Consider the following 14397-nt stretch of genomic DNA (forward strand, 5'->3'; position numbering starts at 1 on the left):
ATGCGGTTATTTTCAACCTACTTTGAGACATAAAAAGGAGTGAAGCTTATGGCACAACAATACAAACGGATCTTGGTTCCCATCGACGGGTCTCGTGAAGCAGAATTAGCTTTTAAAAAGGCCGTCGCTGTCACGCAACGTAACGGTGATGATGCCCAGTTGCATTTACTCCACGTTGTTGATACCCGCGCCTTCCAAAACATTTCTAGTTTTGACACCACGATGGTTGAACAAGTCACGGAGACCGCCAAGAAGACGCTTGATAAATATGCAGCAGAAGCAAAAGCTGCCGATATTCAATGTGAATATTCCATTGAATATGGCGCCCCGAAATCAATTATCGCCCAAGACGTCCCCAAGGAATTAGGGACGGATTTAATCATGATTGGCGCAACTGGGCTTAATGCAGTTGAACGTTTATTAATTGGGTCCGTGACTGAATATGTGACCCGAGCCGCCATTTGTGATGTGCTCGTTGTTCGTACTGATCTGAGTAACCAGGCCATTTCTGTGAAGGATGGCGCGGCGGCTTCCAAATAACGACTACTTTCTACCGAACACGACTCTACTACCCAGTGAGCAAGCAAAAAAGCTGTCAAAATTGACAGCTTTTTTGCTTGAACTTTTTCACTTAATCCTGCTGTCACCGCTATACCAGCGATAACGGTGGGATTTGATATTTTTGAGCGTTATCTGCAATACTAGCAATTCGTCGAGGATTTTTAGTGACCATTGCTAAGCTGTATGCAATATAAAGACTTCGTTGCGCATTCTCACGATCAGCCAACTCTACCTGGCTAACTGCCTTAGATTCATACAAATCCTCTAATAAGAAGATGCAATGGTGCATTTCGTTTAATTTGATCGCTTGCTTGAGTAGTTTTAACGCACGTTCATGTTTATTCGCTCGTTGGAAAAATCGAGCCGCTCGCAAAAACGTATACACTTGATCGACGACCTGGTCATGGCTATTCACTTCAAATCCATCCAAAGCTTCCAAGGCTTGTTCAACCAGCATAATTGCCTTATCAGGCGCACCTTTCTTGTCATAGGCGAGCCCTAGTCCCAGTTTTCCCATCACCTTATACATATCTTTGACCTGAGTGCCAAACGCATCAAGGAGCATACTAAAACTGAAAATTGCCTCATCTGGACTTGCATGGTTAATGAGCTGCAATTCGCCATGATAGTAATAATAAGCTTTCTTCTCATCAACCTCGTTCAAACTCTTAAATTTAACGGTGTTGAGCTTTTTTTCGGCATTACGATAGTGACCAGCGTGCAGATCACTGCCAATTTTTCGAAATACTTGGGCAATTTGACCATCTTCCTCAACAATAATGTCATCAATTGTAATGCCCAGCCGTGCCGTAATTTTCAGCAGAATTGGCATACTCGGAATTTTATTCCGCTTTTCAATTAAACTAATTGTCGCCTGCGTACAAATATTCTTTGCCAAATCATTTTGCGACATGCCCTTAGCTTTACGATAGGCGCGAACACGCATCCCTAAAATTTTCATTCTCTCTTGCCCCATTCCGGAGTGAACTAGGCACAGCAAGTAAATTAACTGATTACAAGATCAATTCATAAGCGCATCGAGGTGCAACACCATCAATATAAATCCTGCCGCAATTGATAAAGCCAACTTTGGTAATCAAATGCTGCATACTTTGGTTAGCTTCGTGCGTATCAACGCGCAAGCTGGCAACCTGATGTGTTTGTCGCAATTGCATAACTAAGGCGGAAAACAGCTGCTCACCCACATGTTGACCGCGAAAGGCCGCTCCAACAGCTACACGATGAATCGCTGCATATGGCCGTCCGTAGCTTAACCAACTGCCGGTTTCAATCAACCGATAGTTTGGATCAACCCCCACAAGGACAGCAGCCACGGCTGCGATATGAATTTGATCGGTCAGCACATATAATCGCTGTGCCATAATGTCTGCCAACATATCTGTTTGCGCTGGATAGCCATCTTGCCATTGATTAAATCCCTGCTGCGCGATGAAACGTTGTGCCGCTTCGATGATGTTCATCACTTCTTCTAAATCAGTCGGGGTTGCTAATCTTAATGTCAATGCTGCCAAACGTAAACGCCTTCTTCCAAATAATATTCGCCAGTTATTTTCCTACAACACGGCCGAAACTTTGTGATTTAAAATCCGTACACCAATCACAATTTTATCCAATCATCAATAATCATAAATCCGTGTGTCAGAACGAATTAAGCTAATATGAGTCTGATGATTTTTGCCTATATCATTTTCGCATGTTTTGTGAAATTCGTCTAGTGGTATGGACCGATCATCTGGTTTTCAAATCGATCGCAATTTGCTTCATGACCATTAACAAACCCAGCCGCACGAAGAAACCACTGGACAGTCGCCGGTCCAACCCTGACTAATCCCCAAGAATCAAATAATTGCCACGTTTGTTCAGTGAACAAATCTTCGGTGCTGACGGATAATCGATCAACATACGCGTGGCACTGCTGTTGCAAAAACCACAACTGATCGGCCGGCGAGAATCCATGCAACTGCTGAGCTTGCCACCGACGAGCATTATGGATAACGGCTTCCAATTTCTGCTGATTTCGAATAACGGCCGGATTGGTCAAAAAATTGCGCTGCTGTTGTTCACTAAACCCCGCCAATTGATCAATTTCAAAATTGACTAATGCCTTTTGTAGGGTTAAGCGTCGCTGGAGCACCAAGTCTAACGAGAGACCAGCCTGAAAAATTTCAAATCCCAAAATTTCAAACAATCCTTGATCTGTATACTGTGGCACGCCCCACTCATCATCGTGATATTGTTGTAGACGTGGCGTTTTCATCGCCCAAGCACATCGCTTCATCGCTTGCCAACTCCCTCTTTATCTCATACCTCTATATACGCGATTGATCGACAAATGAACGTGGACCATTCGGACAATGCGTAATCAAAAATTGCAACGGGAATGTGAAAATCCACTAATCAGCGATATCAAGAAGCAATCTTGACCAAAAAAATCCCTATTTCCAAAAGTTTGGAAATAGAGATCCTTGTTGTAACTACCCGACAAATTAGCCGAAGTTACGCCCGTCGACAAGATCGCCAACAGTTAATTATAGCGTTTTTCACCAATATGTTCGGAGCCTAACTCAGTAAAGGCAAAACTGATCGTCTCATTTCGTTTGAATTCTGCCAACCCATAATCAATAATTTCGTCAATCAAGCTAGCATAATCGATCCCCGAAACTTCCCACAATTGCGGATATAAAGAGATGTTGGTAAAGCCAGGCAATGTGTTTGGCTCACTCAAATATGGCACGCCATCGCGTGAAACTAAGAAATCAATGCGAGCTAAACCTTTAAGGCCAAGAGCAACGTAGGCATCCAATCCCATTTGCGTAATTTCGTTAGCCAAACTGTCCGGTAAAATGACCGGTAATTCGAAAACCACGCCGCTCGCATCAACAAATTTATTATTATAATCGTAGAATGTATCGCTTTGCGGAACACGAACTGCTCCCAGCTTTGAAGCGCGCGGCTTTTCATTTCCTAAAATAGAAATTTCTATTTCCTGTGGTGAATCAATCGCTTCCTCAGCTAAGACTTTAAAATCGTACTGCAATGCATCGGCTAATCCGGCATCAAATTCAGCGGCATTACTAACTTTGTGAATACCAACAGATGAGCCTTGATTAGCCGGTTTAAGAAACATAACCCGACCAATTTTAGCGGCAACCGACTCGTAATCCATCGCGTCCTTATTTTCTGGTGTAATCACCACATACTCCGTGTTACGGACATGCGCTTGTGTTAAAATTCGCTTCGTCATGTCCTTATCAAAAGACACCGCTGAAGCTAGTACGTTGCTACCAATGTAAGGCTTCCTCAGGAGTTTAAACAGCCCTTGAATGGTTCCATCTTCACCAAGATTTCCATGAATAACCGGATAAAACAGATCAATATCCTTAACCTCGCTTAACGCCTGCAATGGCGCTAATGGATTATGTTGGTCAATCTTCGGCAGTGCTTCAGCAACAACCTGCTCTTCAGGTTCACCATTGAAAATTCGATGAGAAGCTTCATTGCCCAACAAGACGCCATCCTTAGTAAACATGAACAAACTAACTTCGTATTTGTCCTTGTCCATCGCATCATAAATATTATGGGCCGATCGTTTAGAAACATCATGTTCTGAGGAGTTTCCACCAAATAGTAAGGCAACGTGCAATTTCTTGTTCGTCATTGTTCTACCATCCTCGATTCATTTTTTCCGTCCGTCTTAATAGAAACTTGAGTATACCAGACGGCAACAATGGCTGTCAAAATGAAGCTTTTTGATGAATTTTGATGATTGTTGCTATATACAACAAGTATTAAGTTCATCTGTTCTTTACACAGCCTGCATCGACTTAGACCAAAATTAAAACTGATGTACTACATCCATCACGTCAAAAAATTAATCTCTGCGGTAATCATTTCTGCAACTGCTTCTGGTAAGTCATCTTGCACCGCCATTGCTAAAACTAAACGTGAACGGTTGAAGAGTCCGTGCCATTGTTTTTCCTCTGTTGGCGCACTTGCCATGCCAATCTGTGCTCGCCAAAATCGCCACTCATGTAAGAAAGTCTGCACGTATAGTTCGTTCTTATTTAAAATGGTATTAAAATACATTGCCAATCGTCGATCCTCACCAAAAATAAGCGGCATCTTTAGGCGCGCATATTTTTGAATCAATTCGACCATTAGTAATACTTTATCCGCTCGTGAAAGAATTGGGCTTTCGGCTAATTCATCTAACAAATTGCCAATGTGGGTATAAGCATGCGCCCAGCCCTGAGTTCCTACAAAACCACGCGCATCGTTTTCCAAAGCCAAGTAGGTCATTGTTTGAATAACCAGCCGATCAATCATTGCCGGTGTCAAGAACTGTTCGTCGACCCTATCTGCATATAACAAAATGGATAATATTAGGATCGCAAACGATCTGCCAAAGATCCCATCATTCGTTGGTTCAGTAATATGACTGAACAGAATGCGGTCCTGCAGCAAGGCATTGAAAACTAATTTTAATTGTGACTCACTCAACACATGACGCTGTAGCGCGTCATTAAAAAAATAATAAATGCCTTGATCGCGAATGTCACGATCAGGAGATCCCAAATGGTTCACAAGCGCTAATAATTGCTCATCAGAGACTGAAAATTGATCGGGCTTACGTACCGACTGGTTCAGCGTCTCAATTAGCGCTTTGATACCGTCTTGATCATCGGGCAAATTGACCAACGTTGCCTCATTAACTGGCAATTGATCCAAGATTTGTCCGAGGCGATTACCTAATGATTGCAGCACACTTCCAGCCTGTACCTGCTGCCTTAAATCGATTAAATGTTCACGTACTTCATTAACTTCTTTTAATTCATCAGTCATCAGTTTCTCCTTTGTCACAAGCTTACAGTCACGCTCATCTTACCGACCATTCGGCTAAGAAGCAACTTTTATCCATACTGCTTAATAAATCAATGACAAACTGACAATCCATTTTCGCAATCGTCACAAATCAGAATTTGTTAACTGAGGGCTGGTAATTAATCGAATATCAGCTTTTTAACAACAAAATAAACGTGAAACAAAGTCAAGATAAATGTTGCGAGCATTTTTGACATTTCGTTTCAGTTAACGGGTTATACTGGAATCATCCTCTTTTAAGAAAGTGAGTTTAGTTATGCAACCTATTATTGGCATTGGCTCAAACCATCTAATCCGTATCAGCCAACATTTTGAAAACAACTACGTGGATTATACTCAAAAAAACTACGTCGCCTCTTTATCCAACGCTGGCGCGCTCCCATTAATTTTGCCAATCGGTGCACCGAATCTCGCAAAAAACTACCTAAGTAGAATTGATGCACTAGTCTTAACCGGCGGCCAAGACGTCTCCCCACAGCTTTACAATGAGGATCCAATTCCCCAAAATGGGCTCAACGATTGGGATCGGGATGTTTTTGAACAAGCACTCATTTTGGCAGCGATCGATGCTCATAAGCCCATCTTAGGGATTTGCCGTGGTATTCAAATCATCAACGCAACATTGGGTGGCACTAACTATCAAGATTTAACGACTCAACTGCCCAATGCGCTAGGCCATAACCAGTATCCCACTGCTTGGCAAACACCTACTCAACAAATTTCAACCGCAACAGGCAGCTTTATTGAGGGCATCTGGGGAACGACCGGTCTTGTCAATTCTTTCCACCATCAAGCGGTTAAAATTGCCGCTTCCGGCCTTAAAATCACCGCTACTGCGGCTGATGGCGTCATCGAAGCGGTCGAGGATCAAAATAGACAAATTATTGGTGTTCAATTCCATCCTGAAATGATGGCCACCTCAAACCCACAAGCGGCCCATTTGTTTGAAAAATTTGTTGCTCAGATCTAACCTTGCCAGACGCCTAATTGCCACGTCATTAAAGGTTCTGACGCAAAAACAAACGACCTTGTTACCGAGTCACGGTAAGCAAGGTCGTTTGTTTTTGTTATTTAAATAAAGTTCACGACCGCTAGTCCTGATCAATTAGGAAACCAATCACCGTTATTTTTGGCTCAAAGTTAACAGCCAAGCGTCATCCCAATCACCATTTAAGGCATCCGGACCATCTTTTAACGCCGGATTGACTGTGACCACTTTGCCACTTACTGGGCTCGGCATATCAGAAACCGCTTTTTCAGCTTCCATACTAGCAAACGTCTCACCCGCTTGCACTTGGCTACCTGGTTTAGGCAAATCGATATAGGTAATGTTGCCTAACTCATCTTGAGCGTCTTTCGTAAGTCCCAGACGAACGACATCACCATCGGGTTTAGTCCAAAAGTACTTTTCTGCTTCGTTCATTGATAGATCCTCCCTAACCCTTACTTGAAACTGGCATTGTTACTAAACATATAGCTGGTGTAGTGGTATCGCATTGACATAATCAAGCCAACGCCGATCAAATTACCAATCAGTGCAGAGCCCCCCTGGCTAACAAAGGGCAACGGAATCCCCGTTAATGGCAACAAACCAATGTTCATACCGATGTTTTCGAAGACATGAAACAAAATCATCATCACAACACCAGTTGCGATATAAGCATAAAACTCATTCTTAGTGTCAAATGTGACGCGAACCATCTGCCAAATTAGATAAAAATACAACATTATTAACAATAAGCCACCAATAAAGCCAAAGTTTTCACCGATAACGGAAAAAATCATATCTGATTCACGAACTGGAACATAGACATGTGACACATTAAATCCTGTGCCGAACAATCCGCCAGAGCCGATCGCTTTCATACTTTGCCATAATTGATAACCTTGATTTGATGTGTCGGCTGATGGATGCAACCACGTATCAACCCGCGCAAATTGATAGGCCTGAAACCCAAGGTGGCCTAAAAGCGTCCGTCCCCACGTCGTAACCACAAGCGTCAACGCAGAACCACCAATCACGGTGACAGTTGCAAATGCTGGCACCAAAATGCGCCATGTCACACCTGAAACTAAGACTAGTCCAGCTAAAATGGCAGCAAAAACTAAGTTGGTCCCAAAGTCATTCTGTAACTTCATCAGCACAAAAATGGGTAACGTCCAAGCAAACAATTTACCGATCAATAACCAATCGCCCCGAATAGTGTGAGTAGGACGATCATTATTATGTGTCGTAATGACCCGGGCCATCATTAAAATATAAGCTGGCTTCATAACTTCCGAAGGTTGGAATGTTAATGGGCCTATGGCAAACCAACTGCGAGCACCGGTCTGGACATAATAAGCTCGACTGTAAAAAACGAGGACTGCCACTAACAGGAAAATTCCCACACCATAGGCCAATGGCGCCAATTTCCACAATTGTTCAGAATCAAATTGCATTAAAATGACAACAGCAACCGTTCCAATGACATACCAGACAACTTGAGTGGCCACTTGCTTGACCACGCTCACCGTTTTGGCATCATGCGTCGCCGCCACATAGATTGAAGCAATCCCGATCAATGCCAACATGAGGACACAAAAAATAATGCCCCAATCAATACGTGAATCTAAATTTTTATTACTCCGACTGACGGAAGCACGTTCTTGTTGCACTTGGATCCTCCCTAAAGCTGATTCGTATTCTCACAAAAAGTGCTCAACCATGTAAGTTGTATTCAGCAAGAATCTCTTGAAGCGCGCTTTCTTGCGTTTTTGCGTTAAATCGCTGACCACCATTCATGGTTGCAACAAATTTTTTACCGTCTGGCTTAATTTGACCAATAATTTGTTTATTTACGGTTACTTGAGCAATGGTTTCGCCAGCAATCGTCGTTTCGTCAATTGAAACGGGTATCGTCTTATCCTTTTTTGTCATGATGTTCTCCATAAAAGACAGCTGCCACAATCGGATCCATATCACTGGGATGAGGATTGCGACGAACAGTAAAATAATCAGGAACCGGATCGTAGCCCCCCCGCACAAAGGGATTACATCTCAGTATCCGTGCCATTCCCATAATGAATCCAGCCACTCCACCGTGTTTCTTAACTGCGATCAACATATAGTTAGAACACGTCGGATAGTAGCGACAACTCGGCGGAAACAGTGGTGAAATAAACCGCTGATAGCCGATAATTAATTTAGTTAGTAACCAGTTCATCAGCCATTCACCTTCTTATCGGGTCAGTTAAGCTTTCTTCCCACTCATGCGTTCTAATAATTGTCCGGCGCCCTTGGCCACATTGTCCAAGGGCTGCTCTGAAATCATCACTGGCACTTGCAATTCTCGAGAAATCAATTGATCAATCCCATGTAATAGCGAACCACCACCGGTTAAAATAATTCCTCGGTCAATGATGTCAGCCGCCAATTCTGGTTGAATCCGTTCCAAGACGCCATGCGCAGCGTCAATAATCTGCTGCAACGTATCGTGCAAAGCGGCTTCAACCTCATTTGCATTAATTTCCACAGAATGTGGCATCCCGTTGACTGAATCACGGCCACGAACGTCCATGGTCTCTGGATGATCCATCTGAACAGCGGTCCCAATTTTAATTTTAATATTTTCCGCCGAATGCTCACCAATCATTAGACCATGTTCTCGCTTCACATAAGCAGCTATGTCGGCGTTCATGCGATCACCAGCCATACGCAATGATGTGCTGGCAACGATGTCTCCTAGAGATAAGACAGCGATGTCTGATGTGCCGCCGCCAATATCAATCACCATGTTCCCAGTCGCTTGATACACATCTAACCCGGCACCAATTGCCGCTACCTTGGGCTCGTATTCCAGATAAACCTTTGCCCCACCAGATTTTTCGGCAGCTTGAATGATCGCTTTGCGTTCGATTTCTGTAATATTCGTTGGTGCACAAATCATAATATTTGGGCGCGACATAAACCCTTTAACATTTAGTTTATTAATGAAGTAAGACAGCATCTCTTCAGTCACATCAAAATCTGAGATGACGCCATCTTTCAAGGGGCGAATTGCACGAATATTGCTCGGGGTTCGCCCTACCATTCGGTATGCCTCGGAACCAACGGCGAGTACGCGTTCTGTTTTGGTATCGATGGCAACGACGGATGGCTCGTCTAGCACGATTCCCTTTCCAACGACATAGATCAACACGTTGGCTGTGCCTAAATCGATTCCAATATCTTTGGCCATGTTGAGCTCCTTTCAATTACACAATTTCAATGCACAATTATAGCATATCCCTTTATCGACCGTCAGCCTTTGCTGAACCTTTAACAATGACTTAGACTTCTAAAATATGGATGGCCATCAAACAAAAAAGCTCCCTCAATTGCGCCAACGTCAAGTCGGACAATTAAAGAGCCTTTGCTTTGGAATCAGTTCAATATCAATTTAAGTTCGAAGAAACACTTTTTTGCCGCTTGGCAATGATTTGGCGGACATCCGCATCAATATCCACTCGCTCAATCTCTGCACCCAAAGCAGCTAGTTTGTCATGGAAATCACAGTAGCCTCGGTCTAGGTACTGTAAATTAGTCACCGTTGTATAACCATTGGCTACTAGCCCAGCTAAAACGAGAGCGGCAGCCGCTCTTAGGTCCGTTGCAGCCACTTCAGCGCCGTTAAATGCCGTTGGCCCCTGCAATGCGACGCTTCTACCTTCGATCGTGAAACGAGCGTTCATACGGCGTAACTCGTCAAGATGGTTAAAACGGTTTTCAAAAACTGTTTCTGTTAATGTGCTTGTTCCATTTGCCATCAGCTGTAGCACCGACATCTGGGGTTGCATATCGGTTGGAAAACCTGGATGTGGTGAAGTCTTAACTGTCACCGGCTTTAATTGACTTGTCCCGATCACGCGTACGCCATCGACCTCGTCACGGACTTGAACGCCCATTTCTAACAGCTTCGAAATCAACGGTTTATTATGCTCGCTAATGGCATCTTTAATCAGAACATTGCCACCGGTGATCGCAGCCGCAACCATAAATGTACCAGCCTCAATGCGGTCTTGGACGACGCTGTGTTCACACCCATGCAACGTCGCGACTCCTTCAACTCGAATCGTCTCAGTCCCAGCGCCAAAGACGCGAGCTCCCATTTTGTTCAACACATTCGCCAAATCAACAATTTCAGGCTCACGTGCAACATTTTCAATTAATGTCGTCCCTTTAGCTAATGTAGCCGCCATCATAATATTTTCTGTCGCACCCACACTCGGAAAATCCAAGTAAATATTAGCACCAGTCAATTGATCGGCACTCGCTTCAATATAACCATCATGTTGTTCAATTGTGGCTCCTAATGCTTCAAAGCCCTTGAGATGTAGGTCAATTGGTCGACTACCAATTGCACAACCTCCCGGCATCGCGACTCGGGCCCGTCCAACTCTGGCCAATAACGGCCCCATCACGACCATCGAAGCACGCATCTTCGATACATATTCAAACGGCGCTTCAGAACTCAGGTGCCGTGATGCATCAAATGTGACACTCTTCTTATCACGATCGAAAGCCACATCCACATTCAAGAAACTGAGAACCTTGTTCATTAAGAAGACATCTGATAACGCTGGGACATTTGTTAAAGCCAATTTCCCGGATGAAGCTAAAATTGATGCTGCCTGGATCGGCAAAACGGCATTTTTAGCGCCCTCAATTTCAACCGTTCCTTTCAGAGCCGGGCCGCCATGAACAATAATCTTTTCCATAATTTTTCGAGCCTCCAAAATTTGGCACTCACTACTTGTCGATAACAACTAAATTGTTTCAGGGTCTAAATCCAATAATTGACTGAAATAAGTCAATGAAAAAAGAGCTACAACCATACCCAATGATGATTGCCAGCAACACAAGTAACATTTGTGCCTGGCGAGGATATTGCGGCATAATCTTGACAAGTGGTAGCGGTCGAAGTGCCCACAAGGCAAACCAAATGAAGGCCAATTGAAACACTATTTTTATCACTACTGAAACGCCATAAATCGCCATTTTGCACCTCTTTGCTTTATTCAATTAGTCTATCATAGAATAGTTGATTACGTTATAAATATCATGTCAAAAAAGAAACTGTAATATACAGTTTTGACAGACTAATAACGGCAATTCAATAGCTATCTGCGCACTAGCTACGTTTAAAGTCGATTAATTAACGGCGTTCACTTTAATTTTTGCGCTTTGTCGCCACCAAATTAAACCACAACTGTCCACTAAGGCCACGGACCAAGGAGATTACATATTCTAAACGGGCGTCCCGCAGATAGCATACCAGCACTATGACTACAGATGTCAAAATGCTACAGCCAAAATTCATTGCTAATTGATTCAAAGTAGATAGCTTCCAATAGTTTTCACCAGCCATTAAGATCATCACATTAACTGCAACAATCAGGCTTACGACGAGCACATCTTTTATCTCATCGCCGATAAATAATCGAAATGGCTTTTGAAAACCATGTTTAAATAATAGAAACGGCTTTTGCCAGCCCACAGTGATGGTGGTTGATAAAATAGTCGCAATTAAGACACCATTAAGTCCGAGGTGAAAAACGGCCAAAAAGACTAATCCCAACCCAATGTTTGCTAAAGATTCTAAAATTGGGACTAACTTCATCTTGTGGGATAAACCGTAGGCAGAGATAAAGTTTAACGTCACTACTAAATAATTAATAAAGAAAAGAGCGGCGGCAATTAACACAACATTCGTGACAGTGAGCACATAATGTTCCCCCAACCAAAGTTCGATTAAAGGGTTTGCACAGCTGACTAAACCGCCGGTAATGACAGCCGAAATAGCAAAATTGATAAAATTCAAACGCTTGAATAAAGCGTACCCTTCATGTTTTGTTCGAGTAGTACCAAAATTTCCAATGCTGGCTTGAACTGAACTGAATAATTGGTACAAAAACCTTTGCATTGCGTTGGTGATCAACAGATAGTTGGAATAACGTCCCAATGCTGGCAATCCTACAAACATTGATATTAATATGCCATCTGTCCCACTAACCACTACACTGCTAAAGCGGGTTAAACCATTACCAACTGTATTCCCAATCAATTTGACCATCACAGCCTTCGGGACTTTTTCAGTCGTCACTTGTAGATGATAAGCGCGTTTAACAAAGCGTGACAGTAGTATGTTATAGATGATAGTAATGGCCATGGCAATAACAATGTATCCGTAAATATTTTTAGTTATGACAATCAGGGCAATTTGCAGAAGCAAGGTTATCAACCCAGACACCAACCCTGTCCAAGAAATCAAGCGATTACGTTGATCAGCAATGAGCAAGGCTTGACTGTAGGCCAAAAAATAAGTTGATGCCATATTGAAGACCATGATAAGAAAAATCAAGCTAACATTAGCGGCTTGAAATTGGTGTTTAGTAAAGAGCTGTAGGAACGGCAATAAACATACACCAAGCAAGATGACACCAATCGTGCAGCAATGATAAATACGCCGATATAAGCGCATTAGAGCGTTAATCATTGTTGTATCATGGTCGGCTAACGGTCGGTACAAGGCATATGTAATGGACGCGCTAACCCCCATATCAACCAGCGAGAGCACACTTAAAATGCTGTTAAACAGGCCATTTAAGCCTAGATATTCGATCCCAAAATATTTGGCCAAAAAATATCGTAGAATAAATTGAGTAGGCAATAACAGAACAAAATTGGCCGTAGAAGCAATTGTATTTTTCACTGATTGTTGCGTTCTTGCTTGGTACGTGGCAGCCATCGACTCACCTCCCATGTTATTGACTAGTGTAACTTTATCGTTCTAAGCTTCGCCGGTCATTAAGGGAACTACTTGCTCTGACAGCATCTTAATGTCAAATCCTTGTTCAACAAGGTCCAGCGCGTATGAATGCCTGGGCATAGACCGTTGACTCGTTAACACTGCTTCTACCCACCCCGACAAATCTGCTAATGATCGTTTTTCCACTAACGGGGTTTGCATCACGTCTTGGTGAAATGCAGGTGACACAACACAAGGGAGACCGGCACATTGGGCTTCTAACACCGAGATCCCAAATCCCTCAAAAATTGACGGAGCTGCTAACACATCCATTGCCTGCATAAAATCAGCTGTATGATTTTGCATGCCCATTAACTTTACTTTATCTGCCACGTTTAATTGCCGTGCATAATTTAGTAATTCTTCACGCATTTGTCCATCACCGATGATAAGCAATACTGCCCGCGGGGTTGTCTTTACAACAGTCGCCAATAGTTCAACTAAAAATAATGGATTTTTTTGCGACGATAAGCGAGCCACACTGCCAATTACCAATTTTCCTTCAAGACCTAGTTGCCGACGTAATCGTTGCCGAACATCTTGTCGATAAGCATAGTGAGATGTTTCAATCGCATTATTAACCACTCGAAAGTCTTGGCCGTTAAACATCCATTGTCCAGCAGCTTGACTACAGGCCACTTTAATAATTCCTCGACGATTAATCCGGTGTCGATTGATTTGATCTAACAACTGACTCAGTTTATGATCCCTTTCAATACCGTCATTGTGTGCGTGCGCAATAACCCGTGCTTTGGCGCACTTCAACCCAGCCAAAACACCAGTTAAATAGCTCCGGGAATTCAAATTATTATAAATGACTTGGTACTTATCGGACGTTACCAATTGACGAATCATCTGCCAATTTTTCAAAGGATGCGTTCGACGATTCACAACCTTAATAATCTGTCCACCTAATTGAACAATTTCATCTGCATAAGCAATCGATCGATCGGTGGACCAGTCGACAAAATCAAATTGGAATTGTTGATGATCTAACTGTCGATATAAATTCATTACATAAGCTTCAATGCCACCATAATTAGAAGTCATTCCTAGCTGTAAAACACGAATTGGACGCATGTTTTGTCCTCCATTGAACTAGTTG

Annotated in this window: 16 protein-coding genes; 2 read left to right on the forward strand and 14 right to left on the reverse strand. The window is 42.9% G+C overall.

Going from position 1 to position 14397, the window contains the following annotated elements; all coding sequences use genetic code 11:
* Nucleotides 1-48: 48 nt before the first annotated feature.
* Entirely contained in the window at nt 49-540 is a 492-nt protein-coding gene (locus tag ACKTR2_RS06345) for a universal stress protein (RefSeq protein ID WP_407883669.1), read from the forward strand.
* A 109-nt stretch (nt 541-649) separates the two neighbouring features.
* Here the strand turns inward: ACKTR2_RS06345 and ACKTR2_RS06350 are convergent, their stop codons facing one another.
* From ACKTR2_RS06350 to ACKTR2_RS06370, 5 genes are all read right to left on the reverse strand, one after another.
* Complete coding sequence (locus ACKTR2_RS06350; RefSeq protein WP_407883671.1) at nt 650-1522, reverse strand: helix-turn-helix domain-containing protein; 873 nt, start codon at nt 1520-1522, stop codon at nt 650-652.
* Nucleotides 1523-1574: 52 nt separating this feature from the next.
* On the reverse strand, nt 1575-2093 hold the full coding sequence (locus ACKTR2_RS06355) for a GNAT family N-acetyltransferase (protein ID WP_407883673.1): 519 nt from the start codon (nt 2091-2093) through the stop codon (nt 1575-1577).
* A 200-nt stretch (nt 2094-2293) separates the two neighbouring features.
* The gene (locus ACKTR2_RS06360) at nt 2294-2860 is read right to left on the reverse strand and encodes a DNA-3-methyladenine glycosylase I (protein ID WP_407883675.1); all 567 of its coding nucleotides are present in this window, start codon (nt 2858-2860) and stop codon (nt 2294-2296) included.
* 246 nt (nt 2861-3106) lie between these two features.
* Complete coding sequence (locus ACKTR2_RS06365; protein WP_407883677.1) at nt 3107-4240, reverse strand: D-alanine--D-alanine ligase family protein; 1134 nt, start codon at nt 4238-4240, stop codon at nt 3107-3109.
* 200 nt (nt 4241-4440) lie between these two features.
* Nucleotides 4441-5424 (reverse strand): DUF2785 domain-containing protein, encoded by a 984-nt coding sequence (locus ACKTR2_RS06370; RefSeq protein ID WP_407883679.1) that lies wholly within the window; start codon nt 5422-5424, stop codon nt 4441-4443.
* 295 nt (nt 5425-5719) lie between these two features.
* Between ACKTR2_RS06370 and ACKTR2_RS06375 the strand changes: the two genes are divergently transcribed.
* Nucleotides 5720-6433 (forward strand): gamma-glutamyl-gamma-aminobutyrate hydrolase family protein, encoded by a 714-nt coding sequence (locus tag ACKTR2_RS06375; RefSeq protein WP_407883681.1) that lies wholly within the window; start codon nt 5720-5722, stop codon nt 6431-6433.
* Nucleotides 6434-6586: 153 nt separating this feature from the next.
* On the opposite strand, the gene ACKTR2_RS06380 is transcribed toward ACKTR2_RS06375, so the two are convergent.
* From ACKTR2_RS06380 to ACKTR2_RS06420, 9 genes are all read right to left on the reverse strand, one after another.
* A complete protein-coding gene (locus tag ACKTR2_RS06380) occupies nt 6587-6886 on the reverse strand; it encodes a glycine cleavage system protein H (protein WP_407883683.1) in 300 nt (99 codons plus the stop codon).
* A gap of 20 nt (nt 6887-6906) precedes the next feature.
* Nucleotides 6907-8121 carry an FtsW/RodA/SpoVE family cell cycle protein gene (locus ACKTR2_RS06385; RefSeq protein ID WP_407883685.1) on the reverse strand — a complete coding sequence of 405 codons (1215 nt, stop codon included), beginning with the start codon at nt 8119-8121 and terminating at the stop codon, nt 6907-6909.
* 43 nt (nt 8122-8164) lie between these two features.
* Nucleotides 8165-8383, reverse strand: coding sequence for a DUF2969 domain-containing protein (locus tag ACKTR2_RS06390; protein ID WP_407883687.1), 219 nt, complete (start codon nt 8381-8383; stop codon nt 8165-8167).
* Entirely contained in the window at nt 8367-8669 is a 303-nt protein-coding gene (yidD, locus tag ACKTR2_RS06395) for a membrane protein insertion efficiency factor YidD (protein WP_407883689.1), read from the reverse strand. The genes ACKTR2_RS06390 and yidD overlap by 17 nt, the downstream gene beginning before the upstream one ends.
* Before the next feature lie 27 nt (nt 8670-8696).
* Nucleotides 8697-9683 carry a rod shape-determining protein gene (gene mreB / locus ACKTR2_RS06400; RefSeq protein WP_407883691.1) on the reverse strand — a complete coding sequence of 329 codons (987 nt, stop codon included), beginning with the start codon at nt 9681-9683 and terminating at the stop codon, nt 8697-8699.
* A gap of 196 nt (nt 9684-9879) precedes the next feature.
* Complete coding sequence (murA, locus tag ACKTR2_RS06405) at nt 9880-11202, reverse strand: UDP-N-acetylglucosamine 1-carboxyvinyltransferase (protein ID WP_407883693.1); 1323 nt, start codon at nt 11200-11202, stop codon at nt 9880-9882.
* 58 nt (nt 11203-11260) lie between these two features.
* Entirely contained in the window at nt 11261-11482 is a 222-nt protein-coding gene (locus tag ACKTR2_RS06410; RefSeq protein WP_407883694.1) for a DUF1146 family protein, read from the reverse strand.
* A gap of 172 nt (nt 11483-11654) precedes the next feature.
* The gene (locus ACKTR2_RS06415) at nt 11655-13232 is read right to left on the reverse strand and encodes a lipopolysaccharide biosynthesis protein (RefSeq protein WP_407883696.1); all 1578 of its coding nucleotides are present in this window, start codon (nt 13230-13232) and stop codon (nt 11655-11657) included.
* Nucleotides 13233-13274: 42 nt separating this feature from the next.
* Entirely contained in the window at nt 13275-14372 is a 1098-nt protein-coding gene (locus tag ACKTR2_RS06420; protein ID WP_407883698.1) for a glycosyltransferase, read from the reverse strand.
* Nucleotides 14373-14397 lie beyond the last annotated feature (25 nt).

The sequence above is a fragment of the Furfurilactobacillus curtus genome (genome assembly GCF_045862785.1).
GTDB classification, from domain to species: domain Bacteria; phylum Bacillota; class Bacilli; order Lactobacillales; family Lactobacillaceae; genus Furfurilactobacillus; species Furfurilactobacillus curtus.

Bases quoted from the DNA above. Each gene is read 5' to 3' on its own strand.
- ACKTR2_RS06415 (WP_407883696.1), bottom strand. From the start codon at position 13,232: ATGGCTGCCACGTACCAAGCAAGAACGCAACAATCAGTGAAAAATACA.
- ACKTR2_RS06380 (WP_407883683.1), bottom strand. From the start codon at position 6,886: ATGAACGAAGCAGAAAAGTACTTTTGGACTAAACCCGATGGTGATGTC.
- ACKTR2_RS06375 (WP_407883681.1), top strand. From the start codon at position 5,720: ATGCAACCTATTATTGGCATTGGCTCAAACCATCTAATCCGTATCAGC.
- ACKTR2_RS06370 (WP_407883679.1), bottom strand. From the start codon at position 5,424: ATGACTGATGAATTAAAAGAAGTTAATGAAGTACGTGAACATTTAATC.
- ACKTR2_RS06365 (WP_407883677.1), bottom strand. From the start codon at position 4,240: ATGACGAACAAGAAATTGCACGTTGCCTTACTATTTGGTGGAAACTCC.
- ACKTR2_RS06410 (WP_407883694.1), bottom strand. From the start codon at position 11,482: ATGGCGATTTATGGCGTTTCAGTAGTGATAAAAATAGTGTTTCAATTG.
- ACKTR2_RS06390 (WP_407883687.1), bottom strand. From the start codon at position 8,383: ATGACAAAAAAGGATAAGACGATACCCGTTTCAATTGACGAAACGACG.
- murA (WP_407883693.1), bottom strand. From the start codon at position 11,202: ATGGAAAAGATTATTGTTCATGGCGGCCCGGCTCTGAAAGGAACGGTT.
- ACKTR2_RS06420 (WP_407883698.1), bottom strand. From the start codon at position 14,372: ATGCGTCCAATTCGTGTTTTACAGCTAGGAATGACTTCTAATTATGGT.
- yidD (WP_407883689.1), bottom strand. From the start codon at position 8,669: ATGAACTGGTTACTAACTAAATTAATTATCGGCTATCAGCGGTTTATT.
- ACKTR2_RS06360 (WP_407883675.1), bottom strand. From the start codon at position 2,860: ATGAAGCGATGTGCTTGGGCGATGAAAACGCCACGTCTACAACAATAT.
- ACKTR2_RS06350 (WP_407883671.1), bottom strand. From the start codon at position 1,522: ATGAAAATTTTAGGGATGCGTGTTCGCGCCTATCGTAAAGCTAAGGGC.
- mreB (WP_407883691.1), bottom strand. From the start codon at position 9,683: ATGGCCAAAGATATTGGAATCGATTTAGGCACAGCCAACGTGTTGATC.
- ACKTR2_RS06345 (WP_407883669.1), top strand. From the start codon at position 49: ATGGCACAACAATACAAACGGATCTTGGTTCCCATCGACGGGTCTCGT.